Annotated in this window: 24 protein-coding genes; 16 read left to right on the top strand and 8 right to left on the bottom strand. The window is 58.4% G+C overall.

Going from position 1 to position 21,156, the window contains the following annotated elements:
* Positions 1 to 108: 108 nt before the first annotated feature.
* The gene (locus KGA83_RS18495) at positions 109 to 486 is read right to left on the bottom strand and encodes a hypothetical protein (RefSeq protein WP_108215143.1); all 378 of its coding nucleotides are present in this window, start codon (positions 484 to 486) and stop codon (positions 109 to 111) included.
* Positions 487 to 841: 355 nt separating this feature from the next.
* On the opposite strand from KGA83_RS18495, the gene KGA83_RS18490 reads away from it, so the two are divergent.
* Positions 842 to 1,798: a YihY/virulence factor BrkB family protein gene (locus tag KGA83_RS18490; protein ID WP_108215144.1), complete on the top strand. Its 957-nt coding sequence runs from the start codon at positions 842 to 844 to the stop codon at positions 1,796 to 1,798.
* 2 nt (positions 1,799 to 1,800) lie between these two features.
* On the top strand, positions 1,801 to 2,340 hold the full coding sequence (def, locus tag KGA83_RS18485) for a peptide deformylase (protein ID WP_223530467.1): 540 nt from the start codon (positions 1,801 to 1,803) through the stop codon (positions 2,338 to 2,340).
* Between the two features lie 122 nt (positions 2,341 to 2,462).
* On the opposite strand, the gene KGA83_RS18480 is transcribed toward def, so the two are convergent.
* On the bottom strand, positions 2,463 to 2,873 hold the full coding sequence (locus KGA83_RS18480; protein WP_223530466.1) for a GNAT family N-acetyltransferase: 411 nt from the start codon (positions 2,871 to 2,873) through the stop codon (positions 2,463 to 2,465).
* A gap of 329 nt (positions 2,874 to 3,202) precedes the next feature.
* On the opposite strand from KGA83_RS18480, the gene KGA83_RS18475 reads away from it, so the two are divergent.
* From KGA83_RS18475 to KGA83_RS18460, 4 genes are all read left to right on the top strand, one after another.
* Complete coding sequence (locus KGA83_RS18475) at positions 3,203 to 4,144, top strand: fatty acid desaturase (protein ID WP_223530465.1); 942 nt, start codon at positions 3,203 to 3,205, stop codon at positions 4,142 to 4,144.
* Between the two features lie 140 nt (positions 4,145 to 4,284).
* Positions 4,285 to 5,076: a phosphate/phosphite/phosphonate ABC transporter substrate-binding protein gene (locus KGA83_RS18470; RefSeq protein ID WP_223530464.1), complete on the top strand. Its 792-nt coding sequence runs from the start codon at positions 4,285 to 4,287 to the stop codon at positions 5,074 to 5,076.
* A 216-nt stretch (positions 5,077 to 5,292) separates the two neighbouring features.
* Positions 5,293 to 5,841, top strand: a complete 549-nt coding sequence (locus KGA83_RS18465) for a sigma-70 family RNA polymerase sigma factor (RefSeq protein ID WP_108215149.1) — start codon at positions 5,293 to 5,295, stop codon at positions 5,839 to 5,841.
* Positions 5,838 to 6,851, top strand: coding sequence for an ABC transporter substrate-binding protein (locus KGA83_RS18460; RefSeq protein WP_223530463.1), 1,014 nt, complete (start codon positions 5,838 to 5,840; stop codon positions 6,849 to 6,851). The genes KGA83_RS18465 and KGA83_RS18460 overlap by 4 nt, the downstream gene beginning before the upstream one ends.
* A gap of 129 nt (positions 6,852 to 6,980) precedes the next feature.
* Here the strand turns inward: KGA83_RS18460 and gstA are convergent, their stop codons facing one another.
* A complete protein-coding gene (gene gstA / locus KGA83_RS18455; RefSeq protein WP_223530462.1) occupies positions 6,981 to 7,583 on the bottom strand; it encodes a glutathione transferase GstA in 603 nt (200 codons plus the stop codon).
* A gap of 99 nt (positions 7,584 to 7,682) precedes the next feature.
* Between gstA and KGA83_RS18450 the strand changes: the two genes are divergently transcribed.
* The gene (locus KGA83_RS18450) at positions 7,683 to 8,573 is read left to right on the top strand and encodes a LysR family transcriptional regulator (protein WP_223530460.1); all 891 of its coding nucleotides are present in this window, start codon (positions 7,683 to 7,685) and stop codon (positions 8,571 to 8,573) included.
* A gap of 94 nt (positions 8,574 to 8,667) precedes the next feature.
* On the opposite strand, the gene KGA83_RS18445 is transcribed toward KGA83_RS18450, so the two are convergent.
* A complete protein-coding gene (locus tag KGA83_RS18445) occupies positions 8,668 to 9,303 on the bottom strand; it encodes a glutathione S-transferase family protein (RefSeq protein WP_223530458.1) in 636 nt (211 codons plus the stop codon).
* A gap of 398 nt (positions 9,304 to 9,701) precedes the next feature.
* On the opposite strand from KGA83_RS18445, the gene KGA83_RS18440 reads away from it, so the two are divergent.
* Positions 9,702 to 9,950, top strand: coding sequence for a DUF6124 family protein (locus KGA83_RS18440; RefSeq protein WP_095942720.1), 249 nt, complete (start codon positions 9,702 to 9,704; stop codon positions 9,948 to 9,950).
* Positions 9,951 to 10,033: 83 nt separating this feature from the next.
* Here KGA83_RS18440 and KGA83_RS18435 read toward each other — a convergent pair whose 3' ends face one another.
* Positions 10,034 to 10,921, bottom strand: coding sequence for a LysR family transcriptional regulator (locus tag KGA83_RS18435; protein WP_223530456.1), 888 nt, complete (start codon positions 10,919 to 10,921; stop codon positions 10,034 to 10,036).
* 140 nt (positions 10,922 to 11,061) lie between these two features.
* Between KGA83_RS18435 and KGA83_RS18430 the strand changes: the two genes are divergently transcribed.
* Positions 11,062 to 11,913, top strand: coding sequence for an oxaloacetate decarboxylase (locus KGA83_RS18430; RefSeq protein ID WP_223530454.1), 852 nt, complete (start codon positions 11,062 to 11,064; stop codon positions 11,911 to 11,913).
* 78 nt (positions 11,914 to 11,991) lie between these two features.
* Positions 11,992 to 13,287: an SLC13 family permease gene (locus tag KGA83_RS18425; protein WP_223530452.1), complete on the top strand. Its 1,296-nt coding sequence runs from the start codon at positions 11,992 to 11,994 to the stop codon at positions 13,285 to 13,287.
* 93 nt (positions 13,288 to 13,380) lie between these two features.
* Here KGA83_RS18425 and KGA83_RS18420 read toward each other — a convergent pair whose 3' ends face one another.
* The gene (locus KGA83_RS18420; protein ID WP_223530450.1) at positions 13,381 to 14,412 is read right to left on the bottom strand and encodes a LacI family DNA-binding transcriptional regulator; all 1,032 of its coding nucleotides are present in this window, start codon (positions 14,410 to 14,412) and stop codon (positions 13,381 to 13,383) included.
* A gap of 214 nt (positions 14,413 to 14,626) precedes the next feature.
* Between KGA83_RS18420 and KGA83_RS18415 the strand changes: the two genes are divergently transcribed.
* A complete protein-coding gene (locus KGA83_RS18415) occupies positions 14,627 to 15,160 on the top strand; it encodes a gluconokinase (protein WP_223530448.1) in 534 nt (177 codons plus the stop codon).
* A gap of 81 nt (positions 15,161 to 15,241) precedes the next feature.
* Positions 15,242 to 16,594 (top strand): GntP family permease, encoded by a 1,353-nt coding sequence (locus KGA83_RS18410; RefSeq protein ID WP_108215156.1) that lies wholly within the window; start codon positions 15,242 to 15,244, stop codon positions 16,592 to 16,594.
* A 186-nt stretch (positions 16,595 to 16,780) separates the two neighbouring features.
* Here KGA83_RS18410 and alaC read toward each other — a convergent pair whose 3' ends face one another.
* Positions 16,781 to 17,998, bottom strand: coding sequence for an alanine transaminase (alaC, locus tag KGA83_RS18405; protein WP_223530446.1), 1,218 nt, complete (start codon positions 17,996 to 17,998; stop codon positions 16,781 to 16,783).
* Between the two features lie 139 nt (positions 17,999 to 18,137).
* Between alaC and KGA83_RS18400 the strand changes: the two genes are divergently transcribed.
* The 3 genes from KGA83_RS18400 to KGA83_RS18390 all read left to right on the top strand — a co-directional run bounded on the left by KGA83_RS18400 (position 18,138) and on the right by KGA83_RS18390 (position 19,939).
* Positions 18,138 to 18,800: a LysE family translocator gene (locus KGA83_RS18400; protein ID WP_056725914.1), complete on the top strand. Its 663-nt coding sequence runs from the start codon at positions 18,138 to 18,140 to the stop codon at positions 18,798 to 18,800.
* 66 nt (positions 18,801 to 18,866) lie between these two features.
* Entirely contained in the window at positions 18,867 to 19,352 is a 486-nt protein-coding gene (locus KGA83_RS18395; protein WP_223530445.1) for a GyrI-like domain-containing protein, read from the top strand.
* A gap of 98 nt (positions 19,353 to 19,450) precedes the next feature.
* Positions 19,451 to 19,939: a GNAT family N-acetyltransferase gene (locus KGA83_RS18390; RefSeq protein ID WP_108215159.1), complete on the top strand. Its 489-nt coding sequence runs from the start codon at positions 19,451 to 19,453 to the stop codon at positions 19,937 to 19,939.
* Between the two features lie 145 nt (positions 19,940 to 20,084).
* Here the strand turns inward: KGA83_RS18390 and KGA83_RS18385 are convergent, their stop codons facing one another.
* Positions 20,085 to 20,570, bottom strand: coding sequence for a GNAT family N-acetyltransferase (locus KGA83_RS18385; RefSeq protein ID WP_108215470.1), 486 nt, complete (start codon positions 20,568 to 20,570; stop codon positions 20,085 to 20,087).
* A 141-nt stretch (positions 20,571 to 20,711) separates the two neighbouring features.
* Between KGA83_RS18385 and KGA83_RS18380 the strand changes: the two genes are divergently transcribed.
* The gene (locus tag KGA83_RS18380) at positions 20,712 to 21,137 is read left to right on the top strand and encodes a YybH family protein (RefSeq protein ID WP_108215160.1); all 426 of its coding nucleotides are present in this window, start codon (positions 20,712 to 20,714) and stop codon (positions 21,135 to 21,137) included.
* Positions 21,138 to 21,156: the final 19 nt, after the last annotated feature.

The following is a 21,156-nucleotide window of genomic DNA, read 5'->3' as shown; positions in this document are numbered from 1 at the left end:
GTAGGAGCGAGCTTGCTCCGGGCGGCGTTCCGACGATGGACTCAAGAGCGCTGCGTTTAACCAATAAACACGCGTTATCGTTAACGATCATCGCGAGCAAGCTCGCTCCTACAAGCGGAACGGCGCGAAGTTGACGTTGGTGCCCGTCGGGCGCATGTCTTGCAGGAAGGAGTCCTTGTCGGCGCTCAGTTCCAGGCTCAATGCAGCCTTGCGCTTGCCTTCATTACGCACCACCAGGCCTTCGAGCTTCTCGCGCAGGAACACGGTCGGCACTTTCAGGTGCAGCAGCTCGTCGGTGTCCGGTGTGTGCATCAGCAGGTGAATCCACTCGTACTGACCCACGGCCAGGCGCGTCACCGGGAGGTCGAACCACCAGATGTTGCGGTTACGGTTCAGTTCGGCGAAGTGGCAGTTGTTGACGCCAAGCACAGCACCGCCGAGTTCCTGGTTTCTGCGGGCAATGGCCTGCTTTTTATCGAGTTTCATAACGTTCCTACGGGATTGGATCTTCAGCGCCAAGGCCTGAATGTGTTGCGCATTCTCAGGGGTTGGCCCGCAAACATAAAGCGCAACCTGCACTGAACGATGAAATGTCGTGGTGAAAATTAATGAAACTCCCTGCAAAAGCCCCCGGTCAACCTTGTGTAACGACTTTCCTGCATCGAAATGCCTTTAATGAAAAGAAGACGCGGCCATCTGCAGATGGCCGTTTTTGTGTCAGCCTGAACTTGCACGCTGAATTTGTTTCAAAGTCGCCAACTGGGCTACCTTGATGAAAGAAAACGGCCCCTGAGTCGCCACGACTTCCACCCAAATCCGTATGCGGCGAATGGAGACGCGAATGATTTTCCCGGACATGAGAGGCTTGCCCCTGCACCGTGTGATGATGCGCACGGTCACCGAGTTCATCGCCGACGAGATGTCGACCTATGCCTCGGCGCTGGCCTATCAAATGCTGTTTTCGCTGTTTCCGTTCATCCTGTTCCTGATTGCCCTGATCGGCTTCCTGCACCTGCCGGATTTCTTCTCCTGGCTGCGCCTGCAATCGGAACTGGTGCTGCCGCCCCAGGCGCTGGAACAGGTCAACCCGGTGATCGACCAGCTTCAGCAGTCCAAGGGTGGCTTGCTCTCGGTGGGTATCGTGATTGCGCTGTATACCGCGTCCGCCGGTGTGCGGCTGATGATGAGCGCGATGAACGCTGCCTACGACGTGGTTGAAGGGCGCCCGCTGTGGAAACGCTTTCCGTTGTCGATCATCTACACCGTCGGCATTGCCGGCATGCTGCTGATCGCCGCAGCGCTGATGGTGCTCGGGCCGCAGGTGATGGAGTGGATCGCTGCGCAAGTCGGCCTTGAGAACTTTATCGTCACGCTCTGGACCATCGCGCGCTGGCCGGTGATCGTGATTCTGATGATGGTCGCAGTGGCGTTGATCTACTACGTCATGCCCGACGTCAAACAGGAATTCCGCTTCATCACCCCAGGCTCGGTGCTGGCGGTGGTGGTGTGGATCATCGCTTCCCTGGGCTTCGGTTTGTACGTCAAGGAGTTCGCCAACTACAACGCCATGTATGGCAGTATCGGGGCGATCATCGTGCTGTTGCTGTACTTCTACATTTCCGCAGCGGTGCTGCTGCTGGGCGCGGAGATGAACGCGGTGATCGAGCACATGTCGCGAGAGGGCAAGGACCCTGGCGAAAAAGTAGCTGGCGAGCATGGTCCCGTCCATGAGGAAAAGCACCACGTGTCGGGGCTGGGCCGCGATCACTCACACAAACCGACCATCGATGAAACCTGATCATGATTCGTGAAATTCTGAAAATGGGCGACGAGCGCCTGCTGCGCATTGCCCCGCCGGTGCCGGCCGAAATGTTCGACAGCCCCGAGTTGTGGCAACTGATCGATGACATGTTCCAGACCATGGAAAGTGTGGGGGGCGTTGGCCTCGCTGCTCCACAGATCGGCGTCGACCTGCAACTGGTGATCTTCGGCTTCGAGCACAGCGAGCGTTATCCGGATGCCGAGGCCGTGCCGCAGACGATCCTGATCAACCCGTTGATCACACCGCTGAGTCCGATTCTGGAAGAGGGCTTCGAAGGCTGTTTGTCGGTACCCGGACTGCGCGGCGCGGTGCAGCGTTACCAGCAGATTCGCTACGAAGGCGTCGACCCCAAGGGCGAGCCTATCGTGCGTTTTGCCTCAGGGTTCCACGCGCGGGTGGTGCAGCATGAGTGTGATCACCTGATCGGCCGCCTGTACCCGTCGCGCATTACCGACTTCAGCAAGTTTGGCTTCACCGAGGTGATGTTCCCGGACCTGGACCCCAACACGGACGACTAAAAACACCGCAAACCCCTGTAGGAGCGAGCTTGCTCCGGGCGGCGATCCGACGAAAGCGGTCTGGCAGTCATATATGCGATGACTGACAGATCGCCATCGCGAGCAGGCTCGCTCCTACAGGTTTAGGGTTCCAACCCCATCGCAATCATCGGCTTGCTACGCGCATAACGGCTCAATCGCTCAACCATCGCGTAAGGCATTGGCGGATCAAAAGTAAACCCGCGTCGCTCATAAAACCCCCGCAAATCCGGATGACAGAACAACCACACCGGCTGTTCGCAATCCATCACCGCGGCCGCAATCAAGCCGGCAGCAAGCCCTTGTTCGCGGCAGGCCGGATCGACAAACAACCCGGTCAGCCAATGCCCGCCGGACACCGGGCGCAAACACAGCACGGCAACGATCTGCTCACGCCGGGCCACCCACAGTTGCGCGTCGCGCACGGCTTTCATCGACGATTGGTGAGCGCGATAGAACTTGTTCATCAACGGCCATAACGGCTCGTCGAGCAGGGTGTATTGGGTGTCGGGCATGGTCCAGGGCTGTCAGTGTGCAAAGCAGGCTATTATAAAAGAACGCACGCGTCGGGATAGGTGTATACCTGATCTCACATCCCCATGAGTGGAGTACGCATCATGTCCAAAGGTATGGATTCAAAGAAATCGGCGAAAAAGAAACCAGTGAAAACCGCCATTGAAAAGCGCGCGGACAAGAAGGCCAAGAAGGTCGGCGTGTTCGGTCACTGATCCCGCGTTGATTGATCGCTCCCATGCAACATGGGAGCGATCCTCCAGAAAATAATCTGCAAGATTTCCCAAGGCCAATGCACAGAAGGGGACTGGTCCCCAATCTGAGCAACGCCATGCCCCATTACTTTGATAGCGCCCACCAGGAAGAAATAGAAACCCTGCGCCGACGTTTCACCGCGCGCACCGAATGGCCGACCTGGTTGCTGTTGATCGGTGTGTATGGCGCCTGGTTTGGCATCGTGTTGAACAGCCATCGGTTGGGTTTGTGGTGGAGCACGCTGTTGCTGATTCCGTTGCTGGTGCTGTGGTTATCCGTGCAACACGAACTGCTGCACGGTCATCCCACGCGCTGGCCAACCCTGAACAAAATCCTGGGCTACGCGCCGTTTGCCGTCTGGTATCCGTACACCTTGTATCGCGATAGCCATTTGCTGCATCACCGCGACGAGGACCTGACGATCCCCGGTCGTGATCCGGAAAGCCGTTACCTGAGCGCCGGGCAGTGGCAGGGCAGTTCACCTCTGGGGCGCAGCCTGCACTGGCTGAACAAAACCGTGCTCGGCCGCTTTGCCCTGGGTGCACCGCTGGCCTTGCTGACGCTGGCCCGTGAAGAGCTGCAACGCCTCAGAGCAGGCGAGCGCCAGGCGTGGCTGATGTGGTTGAGTCACGGCTCGATGACCGGGTTGATGCTGCTGTTCATCGCAAACTTCAGTGTGTTGCCGGTTTGGTATTACCTGTTTTTGATCAGTGTGCCTGCGCTGTCGATCGCCATGATTCGCTCCTACTATGAACATCGACCTCACGCGGCACCGGAGCAACGAACCGTGCTCAACGAAGCGGCGTGGCCGTGGCGCTGGCTGTTCCTGAACCTCAATTTTCATCTGGTGCACCACGAGTTGCCGGGGCTGCCCTGGTACGACTTGCCCCGTGCTTACCGGGCTCGCCGCGAGCAATGGCTGGCGCGTAGCGGCGGGTTTCTGGTGCAGGGTTATGGGCAGCTGTGGCGTGAGCATGGAGTGAAGGCCATCGACAGCCCGAGGCATCCGTTTTACTGATGCCTGATCACCTCAAAACCCTGTGGGAGCGGGCTTGCTCGCGAAGGCGTCGTCCCAGCCAACATCCATGTTGAATGACACGCCGCCTTCGCGAGCAAGCCCGCTCCCACAGGGGATTTTCATTGCATGGGACTATATCGATGACCCAACACATCGCCGAACTGCTGATGTACACCGCCCCCGAACCCATCCACCAGGCCAACGAACGCTGGCTGGTGCGAATCCTCGAGCATCTGGGCGACACCCGCCTCAATGCCGAAGGCCTGTCCCTGATGCAGATGTGGTTGTCGCCGCACTTGCTGCTGACACAAACCTGCGGCTATCCGCTGATGACGGCATTGCGCGGCAAGGTCCGGGTGCTGGGGCGGCCTCGTTATGAGCTGCCGGACAGCAGCGGCGGCAATCATTGCAGCCTGATTATGGGACGCCTTGATGATGCACGGCCAACCCTGGCGGATTTTCGCGGCAGCCGAGGCGTGATCAATGGCCTGGATTCCAACAGCGGCATGAACCTGCTGCGCCACCGGTTGGCGCCATTGCAGCGTGACGGGCGGTTTTTTGCCCGGGTCGGCATCAGCGGCAGTCATCGTGAAAGCCTGCGCTGGCTGCGCGAAGACCTTGCCGATCTGGCGGCCATCGACAGCGTGACCTTTGCCTATCTGGCGCGCCATGCCGCAGAGGAAGTGGCCGGTTTGGGCGTGATTGCCCGCAGTGCGCTCAGTCCTGCCTTACCGTTCATTACTGCTGCGACGGTCAGCGATGAGCAGGCCGTTGAGCTTCTGCGGGTGATGAACCTGGCGTTGCGCGAGTTGCCGGACGTTGCCCAAACCCTCGGTTTGCCAGAGGTACTGCCCGCCAGCGAAAGCGACTATCAGGTTGTGCTCGACTATCAACGTGAGGCCGAGACGTTGGGGTATGGGGAAGTGCGATAAGGTTTGAGTGTTGGGTCCAGGTACACCGAAACCCTGTAGGAGCGAGCTTGCTCCGGGCGGCGTTCCGACGAAAGCGGTCTATCAGGCACACCTTTGTTTAATTCCATAAGCGAATATAAAAATAAGTTTTAAGTATTATTAATGAATAAGGCTCCTTGCTAGGATTCGCCTCACCGGACCACCGGACATTCAGCGACCCCTCACCCAGGAGCCCCTATGTCCGGCGCCGATATTCTTCATCGCAAACACGTGGACGGATTGTTCCGCGCCCACTACCACTGGCTCTGCACGCGCCTGCGTCAGTCCCTGAACGATGCCGCCGCTGTCGAAGACATTGCCGGCGAAACCTTCGTGCAATTGCTCCAGGCCCCTGGCCTGACGGCCATCCGTGAACCCCGTGCCTTGCTCACCACCATCGCCCGGCGCCTGCTCTATCAGCGTTGGCGTCGAGGTGATCTGGAGCGCCAGTACCTTCAGCAACTGCAACAGGCCGAGCCGGTCCACGCGGAATCGCCGGAAGCACTGACTCAATTGTCCCAGACCCTGAACCGGGTGGATCGCAGCCTTCAGCGGCTGCCCGGCAAAGTCCGCTCGGCCTTCCTGCTGTCGCGGATCGACGGCCTGACCTATCCGCAAATTGCCGCCGCGCTGGGCATCTCGCTGCGTTCGGTCAGCGACTACATGACCCGTTCCCAGGCCCTGTGCGACCGGCACAGCGCCAATCAACCCCTGAGCCGTCCACTCCAGAACAAGAGGTCCGCATGAGATCGATCAAAACCCTGCTCGGCAGTTCGTTGCTGGCCCTGAGCCTGTTGTCCCACCCGGCCTCGGCCACGGAGAAAGTCGCGCCCATTCACTTTGGCGACATCACTTGGGAAAGCGGCAGCCTCATCACCGAAATCCTGCGCCTGATCGTTGAAAAAGGTTACGGCTACCCGACCGACACGCTGCCGGGCAGCACCGTCAGCCTTGAAGCGGCGCTGGCGAAAAACGATATCCAGGTCATCGGTGAAGAGTGGGCCGGGCGCAGTCCGGCCTGGGTCAAGGCTGCCGCGGAGGGCAAAGTGTTCGGCCTCGGCGATACGGTCAAGGGCGCCACTGAAGGCTGGTGGGTGCCGGAGTACGTGATCAAGGGCGATCCCGAGCGCGGCATCAAGCCCTTGGCTCCGGAGCTAAAGTCCGTTGCTGATCTGGCGAAGTACAAGGACGTATTCCGCGACCCCGAAGACCCGAGCCGCGGACGCTTCCTCAACAGCCCGACCGGCTGGACCTCGGAAATCGTCAACAGCCAGAAACTCAAGGCCTATGATCTGACCGCCAGCTACGTCAACTTCCGCACCGGCTCCGGTGCCGCACTGGATGCCGAGGTGGTGTCGTCGATCCGACGTGGCAAACCGGTGCTGTTCTACTACTGGTCGCCGACACCGCTGTTGGGGCGTTTCAAACTGGTGAAACTCGACGAACCGCCGTTCGACGCGCAAGCCTGGAAAACCCTGGCCGACGCCAACAACCCGAACCCCAAAGGCACGCGCTCGATGCCGGCGAGCCTGGCCATCGGCGTATCGGCACCGTTCAAGGCGCAATACCCGGACCTGGTGACGTTCTTTGAAAAGGTCGATTTGCCGATCGATCTGTTGAACCAGACCTTGGGCCAGATGAGTGAAAAACGGCAGAAACCCCGTGAAGTCGCCGAAGCGTTTTTGCGTGAACAGCCGCAGGTGTGGAAGGGCTGGGTGCCGGGGGAGGTGGCTACCAGGGTGAGTGCCAGCTTGTAGTTTTGTAGTGTCTGGACTGCAGCCATCGCGAGCAGGCTCGCTCCCACATTAAGTCTGTATTGCCCACAAAACCCGTGGTCAACAAAGATCCCCTGTAGGAGCGAGCCTGCTCGCGATTGATCTAACGTCCTACGCCAACTCTGCGGCCAGCGCGGCTTTCACCGCCGGCCGCAGATCTACCCTGGCCTGAAACCTTGCCAACGCCGGCCACCCATTCAAATCAATCTCGAACAACCGAGCCCAACGCAGCACCGTAAACAAATACACATCAGCAACGCTGAACCCGCCCGCCATCAAGTAATCCTGCCGCTCCAACGTCTGGTTCAACACGGCCAAACGCTTGAACAGTTTCTCCTTGATCAGCGCTTTCACCTCTTCGGGAAATCGAGCGTTGAACAGCCAACCGAGCCCGCCGTGAATCTCCGTCGAGATGAAGTTCAGGCATTCCTGCAATCGCACCCGCTCAAATGTCCCCAGGGCTGCGGCCAGTTTCGCGTCTGGATGCAGATCAGCCAGGTATTGCAGGATCGCCGGGCCTTCGGTCAGCACTTCGCCGTTATACAGTTGCAGGGCGGCGACGTAGCCCTTGGGATTGATGGCGAGAAAATCGTCGCCGTCGGCCGTGGTTTTGCTGATGTTATCGACGCGGATCAATTCGAAGGGCAGTTCCAGTTCACGCAGCACGATATGCGGCGCCAGCGAGCAGGCTTGGGGGGCGTAATACAGCTTCATGGGGCGGGCTCTGGTTGTGGATTTACGCCAGTGTCATAGTGCGCGGCGCCCTCGGTAAAATTAATCTTTCAGAAAACTGCCATAAGGAAAGCTACTGCCATGATGAACCTGATGCACTGGCGAATGGTGGTGGCCGTGGCGGATACCGGCAACATCACCCGCGCCGCCGAACGGGTCGGCATGACCCAGTCAGGCGCCAGCCAGGCACTGGCCTTGATCGAGGAAACCCTGGGCGTTCAATTGTTCACCCGGGAAAATCGCCGGACGTTGCCGACAGCCATCGGCCTGCCGGTCATCGAGCAGGCGCGGACCATGCTCGGTGCGCTGCAGGCCATTCGCAGCACCGTCGAGGCGGCAAAAGGTGCTGAACGCGGGACGATTCGCCTGGCCAGTTTTCCCATGGTACTGGCGACGTTTCTGCCGCCGTTGCTGCGTCAGTTCAATCGGCTTTACCCCGGCATCGAGGTGGTCGCCCTGGAAGTCAGCGATGACGAAGTGGAAACCCTGCTCGGCGCGGGACTGGTGGATGTCGGCGTGGTGCTCAATCCGTCTGCCGAGCGCAAGGCCAGTCCATTGGGACGAGATGCCTGGATGGCGGTGTTGCCCGGAGGCCATCCACTGGCGCGGCGAACTCATGAAGAGGGCGTCTCCCTCGACGAATTGTCGAAGCAACCTTTTGTACTGGCCACGGGCGGTTGTTCGACCAATGCGCGAAGCCTGGCTGCCGATGCGGGGCTGCAACTGCAGGATGTGCGCGTCGAGGTCCGCGAATGGAGCAGTGCGTTCACCCTGGTGCGGGAAAACATCGGCGTGAGCCTGGTGCCGGAAATGACGCTGCCAGGCAATCGGCAGGGTTTGCGCGTGGTGCCGGTGCTGCCGCGGATCGAGCGCGAGTTCGCCTTGGTGGTCGCGGCGAACAAACCACCGTCGGCGGCGGTGCAGGCGCTGCTGGACATGCTCGACGGACGGAAACCCCTGGCAAGCAATTGAACCGATTTTGTCCTCAATGCTGAGCGACTTAGTGGGCCTTGCATGCCCAAGGCTACCTTGCTGTGTGGCGATCCAGGCGGCAACCTGCGGCCATTCAAGGCAAGCCGTTGCAGCAATGCTTCAGGAAACCGGGGTGTTGCGCCAGGCGTTTGAAATATTCATCGACGGCGGGGTAGTCAGGACGGTCGATCGGGGTCATCAGCCAGCGGTTGACGGACAGGCCGATGACGATGTCGGCCAGGGTAAACCTCGGTCCGGCGACATAGGCCTTGGTGGTCGCGAGTTGATGTTCGAGGATGCCCATTTTCTGGTTCCAGCCGCGGATGCCGACGTCAAGGCGATGGGCGTCCTGGAACTCCGGGTCCTTGCGCACCAGCGCCATGAACGCATAGGTCCAGGACGGATTGAGCTCGATGGCTTGCCAATCCATCCACTGCTCCACCCGGGCGCGGGCGGCCGGCTCGCCGGGCAACAGCTCGTGGTGGTGTTGGTGTTTGCCGGCCAGATAGCGGCAGATGGTATTGGATTCCCACAACGCGCCGGCTTCATCGATGATCACCGGTACCTGAGCGTTGGGATTGAAGCGCAGGAACTCGGGGCTGTGGGTGGACGCGAAGCCACTGCCCCAGTCCTCGCGTTCGTAGGCTATGCCCAATTCTTCGCAGGTCCACAGGACTTTTCTGACGTTGATGGACGAGGCTTTGCCGAGAATCTTCAGGGTGTGTTCCATTTGAGCAACTCCATCGCGAATGGCATAGGTGTAATTGTAGGAGCGGTCTGTAGGAAAGGCGTTTCGACAGGTTTCCGCTGCCTACGAATTATTGCGTCATTGCCTACAACTACGCCAGAATCCGCCGGCTTGTGCGCCTGGTATCCGGACTCTATCGTTCCGCGTCGCTGCAAATTCAGCGATCGGGTCTAGCAGCCTGGATACTTTAGACGCATGACGTCCACCATTCGTGAGCAGGTGTTTTTATGTCTGCCAGTTCATGTTATGGCGGCTGTGCGTGGGAAGATCTTCGGGTCTACCGGGTTCTAGAGTCCTGGTCTGCTAGCCCGCGCATGGCTGCCACCTTATTTTCGTCTAGCAGCGAATCGTGGCAGCTCCATCACTCTAGGAGCATCGCAATGTTCAAACCCACGCCGAACCCCCCACGCAATCCCAGCCCAATGTTCTCCATCTCACCCGGCATCAATAACGAAACCCTGTTGGCACACGCCTGCGAATCGTTGGCCTCGGCGAGTGTCATGACCAATGACTTTGCGGCATTCCTGGAAGGTAGCCAGCGCAATACGGCATTGGCGATTGCACAGATCATCATGCTGGCCGAGCTGGCGGTGAACCGGGTACTGGATAACCTCGATCCGCAGGACTGAACACAGAGCGAGGGCGAGAGGCATTCCCTGTGGCGAGGGGGCTTGCCCCCTCGCCACAATATGGTCTGTATCCGGAGGATCAACTACAGAGTTTCGATTCTCGTCGAACTGATCAGGTCTTTGACTGCGGTTGATTGATTCGATTTTCGCGTGGCCAATCCAAGTATCGCCTTCGGCCAATCAAGCCGAAGTGCTCTGTAGTGCAGGTCAGCGCGTTGAATTCGCTGCATCGATGCAGGTACTACCGCAATACCCATCCCGGCAGATACCAGGTTTACAGCGGAAGATAGTTGGGGTGCCTGCTGACGGATGGTCGGATTGAACCCGGATTGCCGGCAAGCGGCCACGATATCCGCACTCAGCCCATAACCGGATTTGCGTGAATACAGGATGAAATTCTCCTGCCGTAAATCAGCAAGCGACAGACGCTTGCGTGACGTTAATGGGTGGCCGTCAGGCAGGACAACAATAAGTGGTTCTTCGGATAAGGTGATGAAGTCAATGTCGCCGCCCATAGCAAACGGAGGCCTGACAAACGCAGCGTCTATTTCTCCACGGCCGAGCCTGGAAATAAGAGATTCGCTATCGTTCTCCTCAAGGTTTACCTCCACCTTGGGGTGTTGTCGCTGGTAACGGCTGATCAAACCGGTGACGGTATCATTGAACGAAGCGGATTCGGTGAACCCCAGGTTCAATGAGCCGATCTCTCCTCGTGCGGCGCGCCGCGCATTTTTTTGGGCGTCCTCGGCACGCGCAAGAATATCTTGTGCCGATACCAGAAATACCCTGCCAGCATCACTGAGTATGACGCCGCGTCCCACCCGGTGAAAAAGCGGCGTACCAATTTCATCCTCCAAATCACGTATTTGCTGTCCAAGCGGGGGTTGGGCGATCCCAAGTTGTTCGGCGGCTCGTGTGAAGTTCTCCGCCTGGGCCGTGACGACGAAATAACGTAGATGCCTGAGTTCCAATTAGGACTCCAAAGATACTAATTCTGTATTTTCTAAATATTAGACATCTTATTTGTCTGCCGCCATGCTTCTTCTGCGTCAAAAATACCGTCAGTGCTTCGGTCAGAACGTTTACGGTCCGAGAATTAGGAGAACTTCATATGAAACCAACTCGACATCTGCGTGAAAAACTATCCTCAGGTTCTCCTGTGATAGCACCGGGCGCTTATGACGGTATATCCGCTCGACTAGTTGCCATGGCGGGTTTCGACGCGGTTTATGCCAGCGGTGGTGCGATTGCGCGTGCTGCTGGATACCCGGATATCGGTCTACTGAGCTTCAACGAAGTATTAGAACGGATCGAGAAAATCGTTGAAGCAAGTGGCTTGCCAGTGGTTGCAGACGCCGATACGGGATTTGGGGGATCAGCCAATGTTCAGCGCACGGTTCGAGCTCTTGAGCGTGCCGGTGTCGCCGCCTTCCACCTTGAGGATCAATCGTTTCCCAAGCGCTGCGGCCATCTGGACAACAAAAAATTAATAGATGTAAGCGAGATGTGCCTAAAAATTCGGATTGCACGCCATACACTGATCGATCAGGACTGCATGATTATTGCCCGTACCGATGCAATTGCAACAGAAGGTTTTGAGTCTGCGTTAAGCCGAGCCGAGCAGTATGTGAAGGCAGGTGCAGACATGATTTTCGTAGAAGCCCCGGAGACACTGGATCAAATTCGCACGATTGCCCGGCGCATCCCAGGGCCAAAACTGATGAATATGTTCTACGGTGGCAAGACTCCCTTAATGCCCATTGAAGAGCTGTCCGCTCTTGGCTACCAGCTCGTCATTATTCCTTCGGATATGCAGCGCGCTGCAATACACGCGATGCAAGTCGTTCTGACTGAGATCAAACGCTCAGGGGATAGCAGCGCCATGGCAGCACAATTGACGAGTTTCGAGGAACGCGAAAAAATCGTTCAGACCAGCCGGTATCTTGCCTTGGACTTGTTATAAACCCAGCTATGAAGTCGGACCTCAGGAACTGAGAAAGTTCAAGATGGAAACCGAGTCCGCGGAACATAGGAAAGTGATATGGATGTTCAACTCATAACAGTGGCCGGTTTGGTAACTGTGACAATCGCGCTATGGGCAACACGTAGACTTCCTGAGTACTTGACTGCACTTATGTTCTTCGCGACCGCGATGATCCTCCATGTCGCTCCTGCTTCCTTGATTTTCTCTGGGTTTACCTCGGCTGCGCTCTGGCTCGTTATCAGCGGCTATGTCATTGGAATCGCTATCCGCAAGACAGGATTGGCTTCTCGATGTGCGAGGGTGCTCGCGGTTCATCTTTCCAGATCATATCCACAAATGGTCCTTGGAATTGTCGGCCTCACTTACGCGCTCGCTTTTGTTATGCCTTCCAATATGGGGCGTATTGCGCTACTGATGCCGATTGTCCTGGCGCTTGCTGATCGAGTGGGTTTCAGGGAGAAAAGTCCAGGGCGTATTGGTCTTTCACTTGCTGTCGGCTTTGGAACCTTCCAGCTTTCGGCATCCATTCTGCCGGCGAACGTTCCAAATCTTGTCATGGCGGGAGCCATCGATACCACGTACGGGTTGCAGTTATCCTATCTGCCCTATCTGATATTGCATGCCCCCATACTTGGCATTCTCAAGGGGCTTGCACTCTGTGCATGTATCGTCTGGTTGTTTCCAGATAAAGCGGGAAAAAGCATAGAGGTGGAACCTGCTCGCCCTTTGAGTCCTAAGGAAAAGAGGTTGGGTATCCTTCTTTTGATGACTCTGGGGCTCTGGCTTACTGACTCCTTACACGGCATTTCCCCTGCATGGGTCGGTCTCGTGGCAGCTTGCGTATGCCTCCTTCCACGAATCGGCTTTGTATCCAGTGAAGAGTTTGGTCAAGAGGTAAACCATCGGACGGCAGTCTATGTCGCAGCAATCCTCGGACTCGCCGCACTTGTAGGACAAAGCGGACTTGGAACATTAATTGGTAATGAAGTACTTACCCTCGCACCGTTGGATCCGGCTTCACCGTTCGGCAGCTACACCTCAATCGTAGGTCTTTCCACGCTGCTAAATTTTGTGGTTACAGCGAACGGAGTACCAGCGTTATTTACTCCCTTGGCACAGTCGTTAGCCACCGCATCCGGACTGCCGTTACTTAGTGTTCTAATGATTCAGGTCATCGGGTTTTCAACACCGCTCCTGCCTTACCAAGCCTCTCCGATTGTTCTCGCTATTGAAATGGGAAGAATCCCTTTCATGGCAGCGTTACGATTGAGTCTTGCGCTTGCATTCATTACGTATGTTGTATTGGTTCCCATCAATTACGGATGGTTCGTCTTTCTGGGGTGGTTGCCGTGATCCTGAAGCCAAAACTGTGACCCGTTCTGATGAGAGCTGATCCTGACACGGCAGACACGGCAAACTCCTTGAACCGTGTCGCCGAGCGTGTCTTTAAGTACTCTCCCGCACCTTCAACTCAAACCCCATGTCCTGCACCGGTTTGGCCACGGTGTTGCCGGCCATCAGCGTCAGCATTTGCTCTGCCGCGCGGCGGCCGATGGCTTCGCGTGGGGTGTTGATGCTGCTCAGGCGCGGGACCATGTGTTCGGACATGGGCAAGTCGTTGAAGCCGAGGATCGCCACTTGCTCGGGGATCTTGATTCCGCAGCGCATCGCTTCGAGCAAAGCGCCCTGGGCCAGGTCGTCGTTGCCGAAGAAGATCGCGTCGACATCCGGATGACTGGCCAGCAGTTGCAGGAACAGTTCGCCGCCGAGGCCGACGGAGGATGAGCGGGGCGTCAGCACTTCCAGGTCCGGGTCATACAATCCGGCCTTTTGCAGGGCTTTGCGGAAGCCTTCGCCGCGCAGCAGGGTGCGCTGGTCCAGTTGCGCGCCGATGTAGGCCAGGCGTTTGCGGCCGCGAGACAGCAAGTGTTCGGCAGCCGTTTCACCGGCGGCCAGTTGCGAGAAGCCGACGCAATTGAGCCCGGCCGCGCTATCCAGTTCCATCATGTACACGCAGGGAATGTTGCTGGCTTCGATCATCCGCCGCGAACTTTCGGTGCGGTCGAAACCGGTCAGCAGCAGGCCTCGGGGTTGATAGGCCATGTAATTTCGCAGCAGGTTTTCTTCTTCATCACGGGAGTAATGGAAGTTGCCGATCAGCACTTCGAAGCCCTTGGGGCGTAAAACCCGATGAATGGCTTCCAGGGTGTCGATGAACAAAAGGTTCGACAGCGACGGCACCAACACCACTACCGATTGGCTCTGGGCCGAGGCCAGGGCGCGGGCGGCGGGGTTGACGACGTAGTTGAGTTCCAGCGCCGCTTTTTGCACCTTTTCCACAAGTTCCGTGGCCACGGTGCTGACGCCCCGCAAGGCGCGGGAGGCGGTGATCGGGCTGACGCCGGCCAGTCGGGCAACTTCATTCAGGGTAGGGCGGCCAGTGGTGCGGGTATTTTTATCGTTCTTGGTTGTGTTCATCGACGGCTTGCCAAACAAAATTCAAGGCACTAAGGTAGCGCTGTCTCGATGCAGCTGCAAATGCGTGAGCGGGGGTTCGCCTGATCCTTGCTTTTTGGCGTCGGGACCTAACTGCTGCAACCCATAAAATGACAAGAAAGGCGTCGGCAACTTCTGCTTTTGCTCTGGTGTCATAACTGGCAAAGGTAGCGCTGTCTGCGCGCTGAGGTGTTACATGAATCATCCCATCACCGCCCTGGTCATCATGGGCGTTGCCGGTTGCGGCAAGACGTGCGTCAGCGAGGCCCTGTGCCATTTGAGCGGCGCCACGGCCATTGAAGGCGACTCTTTCCACCCTGCCGCCAATATCGAAAAGATGAGCGCGGGGATCCCCCTGAACGATGAAGACCGCGCCGGCTGGCTCGACAGCCTGTGCGATGAACTGCGCCGTGTCGACGCCAAGGGCCAGCGCCCGGTGCTGACCTGTTCGGCGCTCAAGCACATCTATCGCGAACGTCTGCGCAGTGCCTTGCCGGGCCTGGGCTTCGTGTTCCTTGAACTGACCCCCGAAGTGGCCGCCGACCGCGTCTCCCATCGGCCAGGCCACTTCATGCCGTCGACCCTGATCGACAGCCAGTTCGCCACCCTCGAATCGCCCGTCGGCGAGCCGTTGACCCTGGCGCTGGATGCTTCGAGCCATAGCGTCGAGCAACTGGCGGCGCAGGCTCATGACTGGTGGCAGGCGCACGGCCTGAAACAGGCGGTATGACTGTGTTTGCAAAGACAGCGCTGTCCTCACGACTTCTGATCAACCCGCTTTAATAACAACAACAACCAGGAGACACCCCCAATGTTTGGCATGTCCCACGAGACGTTCCTGCTGCTCGATGCAGTGGTCACGGTGATCGGGCTTATCGTCCTGATCACCAAGTTCAAATTTCACCCCTTCATCGCCCTGATCATCGCCGCAGCCTTCCTCGGGCTGACCTCCGGCATGCCGATCGGGACCATCATCAAGGCGTTCCAGGACGGCTTCGGTGGCGTGCTTGGCTTCGTCGGCATCATCCTGGCGCTGGGTACCATGCTCGGCAAAATGATGGCCGAATCAGGCGGTGCGGATCAGATTGCGCAGACGTTGATCCGCGCCTTCGGCAAGGACAAGGTGCAGTGGGCGATGATGTTCGCTGCGTTCCTGGTCGGTATTCCGCTGTTCTTCGAAATCGGCTTTGTGTTGCTGATTCCGCTGGTGTTCATCGTTGCCCGCCGTACCGGCGTGTCGATCATCAAGATCGGTATCCCGTTGCTGGCCGGTCTGTCCGCCGTGCACGGCCTGGTGCCACCGCACCCGGGTCCGCTGCTGGCCATCGGCGTATTCGGTGCCGACATCGGCAAGACCATTCTTTATGGTCTGATCGTTGCGTTGCCAACCGCCATCATCGCTGGCCCGATCTTCGGTACCTTCATTGCCAAGCACATTCCTGGTCATCCGAATCAGGAACTGGTGGATCAACTGGTGCGCGATGAGAATGCAGGCGAACTGCCTAGCTTCGGCATTACCCTGATCACTGTGCTTTCGCCCGTGTTCCTGATGTTGCTCAAGACCTTTGCCGATGTGGTGCTGCCAGACGGCAACTTCTTCCGCACCTTCATGGACCTGATCGGTCACCCGATCTCGGCCCTCCTGCTGGCGTTGCTGCTGTCGCTGTACACCTTCGGTTACAAGCAGGGCATCGGTTCGCAACAGATGCTCAAATGGCTGGACGCGAGCCTTGCGCCGACCGCTGCGATCATCCTGATCATCGGTGCCGGTGGTGGCTTCAAGCAGATGCTGGTGACCAGCGGTGTGGGTGATGTGATCGGTCACATGGCGGTGGCGGCACAGATCTCGCCGATCCTGCTGGCCTGGCTGGTGGCGGCGGTGATTCGTATCGCGACCGGTTCGGCGACCGTGGCGACCATTACCGGTGCCGGTATCGTAGTGCCGGTGGTGGGGATGATTCCCGGTGTGAACCGCGAACTGCTGGTGCTGGCCACCGGTGCAGGTTCCCTGATCCTGTCCCACGTCAACGACGCCGGTTTCTGGCTGGTCAAGCAGTACTTCAACATGACCGTAGCAGAAACCTTCAAGACTTGGACCGCGATGGAAACCATCCTGTCAGTGGTTGGCCTGGGCTTTATCCTGTTGTTGTCGCTGTTCGTCTAAGCGATTCGGCAGACACAAAAAAACCGCAGCGATGCGGTTTTTTTGTGGGTGATGTTCAGGTTGTACACAAATCCACTGTAGGAGCGAGCCTGCTCGCGATGGTCGTTAACGAAAACGCGGGGCATCTGATTTTCCGCGGTGGTCTTGCGTTTTTCGCGAGCAGGCTCGCTCCTACAGGCTTTTGTGTCAGGCGCTGGTTTTTGCGACTAGCCCATCCGCCCGGAACATCCCGCGAATCCCGCGTACGGCCTGGCGAATCCGGTCCTGGTTTTCGATCAGGGCAAAGCGCACGTGATCATCGCCGTACTCGCCAAACCCGACGCCCGGCGAGACACACACCTTGGCCTCGGACAGCAGTTTCTTGGCGAACTCCAGCGAGCCCAGGTGCGCATAAGCCTCGGGAATCTTGGCCCAGACGTACATCGAGGCTTTCGGGTTTTCCACCATCCAGCCCAGCTCATGCAGGCCTTTGACCAGCACGTTGCGCCGTTGCCGGTATTGCTCGGCGATGTCGCGCACGCATTGCTGATCGCCTTCCAGCGCGGCAATCGCCGCCACTTGCAGCGGGGTGAAGGTGCCGTAGTCGTGGTAGCTCTTGATCCGCGCCAGGGCGTTGACCAGTTCCGGGTTGCCGACCATGAAGCCAATGCGCCAGCCGGCCATGTTGTAGCTCTTGGACAGGGTGAAAAACTCCACCGCAATGTCCTTGGCCCCCGGCACCTGCATGATCGACGGGGCTTTCCAGCCGTCGTAGACGATGTCGGCGTAAGCCAGGTCGTGCACCACCAGTACGTCGTACTGCTTGGCGAGGGCGATGACGCGTTCGAAGAAGTCCAGTTCCACGCACTGCGCGGTGGGGTTGGACGGGAAACCGAGAATCATCATCTTCGGCTTCGGAATCGAGCCGCGAATCGCCCGTTCCAGTTCAGCGAAGAAATCCACCCCCGGCACCAGCGGCACCGAGCGCACCTGGGCGCCGGCAATCACCGCGCCGTAGATGTGAATCGGGTAGCTCGGATTCGGCACCAGTACGGTGTCGCCCTGATCCAGGGTGGCCAGCATCAAGTGCGCCAGGCCCTCCTTGGAACCAATGGTGACGATGGCTTCGCTTTCCGGGTCGATGTCGACCTCGTAGCGGTCCTTGTACCAGTTGGAAATCGCCCGGCGCAGGCGCGGAATGCCCTTGGAGGTGGAGTAACCGTGGGTGTCTTCGCGCTGGGCCACCGTCACGAGTTTTTCGACGATGTGCGGCGGCGTGGCGCCGTCGGGGTTGCCCATGCTCAAGTCGATAATGTCTTCGCCACGACGACGGGCGGCCATCTTCAGCTCGGCGGTGATGTTGAAAACGTAAGGGGGGAGTCGATCTATGCGCGCAAAGCGGCGCGGCGAACCTTGTTCGGCCATTGTTGCCTCGGATAACGTAAGCGCCCGGAACCGTCCGAGCGACGCTGGCCACTGCGGTGGCCTGTGGCGGAATGTACGGGCAGCTGTGGCAGACTGTCCAGCCTCCATGTAAACAATTTTTTCCGAAGGATAGGGTTCGATGGAATTTACCAGCGGCTTCTTGCTGAGCCTTTCGCTGTGCCTGGATATCGGCGTGGCCAACATCGCGATGATCACCCTGGCCATGCAGCGTGGCTATTTCCAGGGCTTTGCCCTGGGCCTGGGGACCTGCGTCGGCGACCTGATCTACGCAGTGCTGGCGCTGGCCGGCATGACCGTGTTGCTGCAATACGAAACCGTGCGCTGGGTGCTGTGGATCGGTGGCTCGGCGCTGCTGGTGTACTTCGCGGCGAAGATGATCTACTCGGCGATCCATCACGAGGCGCTGCTGGCCGAGACGGCGGAGGTCGGGAACAACTCCCATCGCAAGGAATTCTTCCGCGGGATTTTCCTGGCCATGTCCTCGCCCAGCGCGATTCTCTGGTTCGCGGCAGTCGGCGGTACCCTGATCGCCCGCTCCGGTGGTGGTGGCCCGCTCAGTTCGGCACTGTTTCTCGGCGGTTTTCTCTGTGCCGGGCTGCTCTGGTCGGCAGGTTTGTGCTTCGCCGCGAGCCATGGCGGCAAGTTGCTGGGGGATAAACTGTTGCGCTATTCCTACATGGCATCGGCGGCGATCTTCTGCTATTTCGCGGTCTACGTGATTCTATCGGGCTATAACGAGTTCGTCGGTGCCGCTGCCGTCGAGCAGTTGCACGCGCTGTAATTGGGCGAATCGGGTTTGGCTTCTATACTCCCAGCCGAACCCATTTTATGTGTCAGGAGTCGAGTCATGGATGAGTTAGCACGCGTCGAACTGACGCAACCGCGCTTCGAACACGGGCACTTCCTGCTGATTGCAGGGCTTGGTGGAACATTTACCCAACAAACCATTCAAGGCATTCCCGAACTCTGGGAGAAACTCAATCCGCATTTGGGCGAGATTCCGGGCCAAAAAGACGAAGTCACTTACGGCGTCTGCTGCAATTTCGACGGCAAGGGCGGCTTCGATTACATCGCTGGCGTCGAGATCAGCAAACTCGACGATTTGCCGGACACGTATCGTTGGGTAGAGATTCAGCCCCAGCAGTACGTCGTGTTCGAACATCAAGGACCGCTGGCCACATTGCCGCAAACCTTCCAATACATCCATGGCACGTGGTTGCCACAGTCCGGGCATGAGTTGCTGGCTGCCCCGGAATTCGAACGCTACAGCGAAGACTTCAACCCCAAGCTCAACACCGGCAAACTGGAAATCTGGCTGCCGATCAAGGCGTGACACCTGCAGCGAGAGGCGGATCCGCCGATTCGTCTCTCGATGTCCCACTGCGGCTGATTTATCATCCCCTGCCTTTCCCACGCTGATTCCGAGCTGCCATGAACACCGTCATTCGCAACGTCACCCCCGCCGATCTGGATCGCTGCTTTGCCATCGAAACCCTTGCCTATGAAGGTGACGAAGCCGCGACCCGCGAGAAGATCGCCACCCGTATCGCCACCTGGCCCGAGGGTTTTATCGTCGCGCAAGTGGACGGGGTAGTCGCCGGTTTCATCAACTCCGGTGCGGCGTTTCAGGTGGAAATGTCGGACGAAGCGTTCAAGGAACTGATCGGCCACGACCCGGCCGGGCCGCACGTGGTGATCATGTCGGTGGTGGTGCACCCGGATTATCAGGGGCAGGGCCTGGCCAAGCGCCTGATGGGCGAGTTCATCGAGCGCATGCGCGCGATGGGCAAGGCCAGCATCAACCTGATGTGCAAGGAGCGGCATATTCCGTTGTATGCCGGATTCGGTTTTGCCTACGTCAAGCCGTCGGCCTCGGACCATGGCGGCATGGCGTGGCATGAGATGGTGCTCGAACTCTGATCCGACGAAGATCCCCTGTAGGAGCGAGCCTGCTCGCGATGGAGTGTCAGTCGACACCACTTATGCTGACACACCTTCGCGAGCAGGCTCGCTCCTACAGGGGGCGGTGTTGTGTCAGTAATGTCTGCAAAAAACTAGCGCGCAGTCAGAACACCAACCCCATCCGCCGCTCATAACCGATCCGCCCCTTGTACGCCTCGCCGCTGTCGACAAAGCCAAACCTGGCGTACAGGGCGATGGCGGCCTCGTTGTCGGCATCCACCGACAGCTCCAGCCCCCGGATTTCCGGCCAGGCCAGGCGCGCCGCTTCGGGCAGCGCTTGCAGGCAGGCCTTGCCGTAGCCTTTGCCCTGGGCGCGCTGATCGACTTGCAGGGCATGCAGGGTGGCGCTGTGCTCATCGGCCCAGGCCGGCAATACCGGAGGGCGCTTGAGCAGCAGGAAGGCCACGGGAATATCTTCGGCCAGCAGGGCAAATCCTTTGACTCCCGGGCCGGGCTTGGACAACAAGGTGTGCAAGGCACCGTGGATATCACCGGAAAACCTGATTTGCTGCGGATGCACTTCGATGGCCTCGACCTGTTGGCGCTGCTGCGTATTCAGGCTTTCATAAGGTACGAGTCGGGCTGTCACGGGTGTGTCCTTTTCCAGCATGAATAGAGCCTCGGATTCTAGCGATTCCGGCCGTATGGATTATTTTTATTTCACTTGTCGATTCGCCGGATCGCCGGACGACTAAGGGTGTCTTCACTATAAAAACCACGGAGAACCACCATGAACTCGCAAACCCAGATTCATAACCTCATCGAGAACTATCGTCAGGCGGTCATGGCCAAGGACATTGAAAAAGTCATGGCCCTTTATGCCGATGACATCGTCTCCTTCGACGCGGTCAAGGCCCTGCAATTCAAAGGCAAGCCGGCGTATCGCGCGCATTGGCAGGCCTGCATGGAAATGTGCCCCGGCCCGCACATCTTCGAATTCGACGAAATCACCATCGAGCCGTCCCAGGAAATTGCGTTCGCTCACTGGCTCGCCCACTGCGGCGGCACCAATGAAAAAGGTGAAACCCAGTCCTGCTGGATGCGCGTCACCGCCTGCTATCGGCAAGAAGCCGGGCTGTGGCAGATCGTCCACGAACATTGGTCGGCACCGTTCGACATGACCAGCGGCGCGACGCTGTTCGATCTCAAACCCTGATCGTCGGGAAGCCGAGCCA

The organism is Pseudomonas sp. GL-R-19 (assembly GCF_019956375.1).
GTDB lineage: Bacteria > Pseudomonadota > Gammaproteobacteria > Pseudomonadales > Pseudomonadaceae > Aquipseudomonas.
Note: the sequence above shows the minus strand (reverse complement) of the source record. Positions and strands in the feature narration are given on the sequence as shown.

Excerpts from the sequence above, each read along its gene's own strand:
- KGA83_RS18495 (WP_108215143.1), bottom strand. The coding sequence starts at position 486 with ATGAAACTCGATAAAAAGCAGGCCATTGCCCGCAGAAACCAGGAACTC.
- KGA83_RS18490 (WP_108215144.1), top strand. The coding sequence starts at position 842 with ATGATTTTCCCGGACATGAGAGGCTTGCCCCTGCACCGTGTGATGATG.
- def (WP_223530467.1), top strand. The coding sequence starts at position 1,801 with ATGATTCGTGAAATTCTGAAAATGGGCGACGAGCGCCTGCTGCGCATT.
- KGA83_RS18480 (WP_223530466.1), bottom strand. The coding sequence starts at position 2,873 with ATGCCCGACACCCAATACACCCTGCTCGACGAGCCGTTATGGCCGTTG.
- KGA83_RS18475 (WP_223530465.1), top strand. The coding sequence starts at position 3,203 with ATGCCCCATTACTTTGATAGCGCCCACCAGGAAGAAATAGAAACCCTG.
- KGA83_RS18470 (WP_223530464.1), top strand. The coding sequence starts at position 4,285 with ATGACCCAACACATCGCCGAACTGCTGATGTACACCGCCCCCGAACCC.
- KGA83_RS18465 (WP_108215149.1), top strand. The coding sequence starts at position 5,293 with ATGTCCGGCGCCGATATTCTTCATCGCAAACACGTGGACGGATTGTTC.
- KGA83_RS18460 (WP_223530463.1), top strand. The coding sequence starts at position 5,838 with ATGAGATCGATCAAAACCCTGCTCGGCAGTTCGTTGCTGGCCCTGAGC.
- gstA (WP_223530462.1), bottom strand. The coding sequence starts at position 7,583 with ATGAAGCTGTATTACGCCCCCCAAGCCTGCTCGCTGGCGCCGCATATC.
- KGA83_RS18450 (WP_223530460.1), top strand. The coding sequence starts at position 7,683 with ATGATGAACCTGATGCACTGGCGAATGGTGGTGGCCGTGGCGGATACC.
- KGA83_RS18445 (WP_223530458.1), bottom strand. The coding sequence starts at position 9,303 with ATGGAACACACCCTGAAGATTCTCGGCAAAGCCTCGTCCATCAACGTC.
- KGA83_RS18440 (WP_095942720.1), top strand. The coding sequence starts at position 9,702 with ATGTTCAAACCCACGCCGAACCCCCCACGCAATCCCAGCCCAATGTTC.
- KGA83_RS18430 (WP_223530454.1), top strand. The coding sequence starts at position 11,062 with ATGAAACCAACTCGACATCTGCGTGAAAAACTATCCTCAGGTTCTCCT.
- KGA83_RS18425 (WP_223530452.1), top strand. The coding sequence starts at position 11,992 with ATGGATGTTCAACTCATAACAGTGGCCGGTTTGGTAACTGTGACAATC.
- KGA83_RS18420 (WP_223530450.1), bottom strand. The coding sequence starts at position 14,412 with ATGAACACAACCAAGAACGATAAAAATACCCGCACCACTGGCCGCCCT.
- KGA83_RS18415 (WP_223530448.1), top strand. The coding sequence starts at position 14,627 with ATGAATCATCCCATCACCGCCCTGGTCATCATGGGCGTTGCCGGTTGC.
- KGA83_RS18410 (WP_108215156.1), top strand. The coding sequence starts at position 15,242 with ATGTTTGGCATGTCCCACGAGACGTTCCTGCTGCTCGATGCAGTGGTC.
- alaC (WP_223530446.1), bottom strand. The coding sequence starts at position 17,998 with ATGGCCGAACAAGGTTCGCCGCGCCGCTTTGCGCGCATAGATCGACTC.
- KGA83_RS18400 (WP_056725914.1), top strand. The coding sequence starts at position 18,138 with ATGGAATTTACCAGCGGCTTCTTGCTGAGCCTTTCGCTGTGCCTGGAT.
- KGA83_RS18395 (WP_223530445.1), top strand. The coding sequence starts at position 18,867 with ATGGATGAGTTAGCACGCGTCGAACTGACGCAACCGCGCTTCGAACAC.
- KGA83_RS18390 (WP_108215159.1), top strand. The coding sequence starts at position 19,451 with ATGAACACCGTCATTCGCAACGTCACCCCCGCCGATCTGGATCGCTGC.
- KGA83_RS18380 (WP_108215160.1), top strand. The coding sequence starts at position 20,712 with ATGAACTCGCAAACCCAGATTCATAACCTCATCGAGAACTATCGTCAG.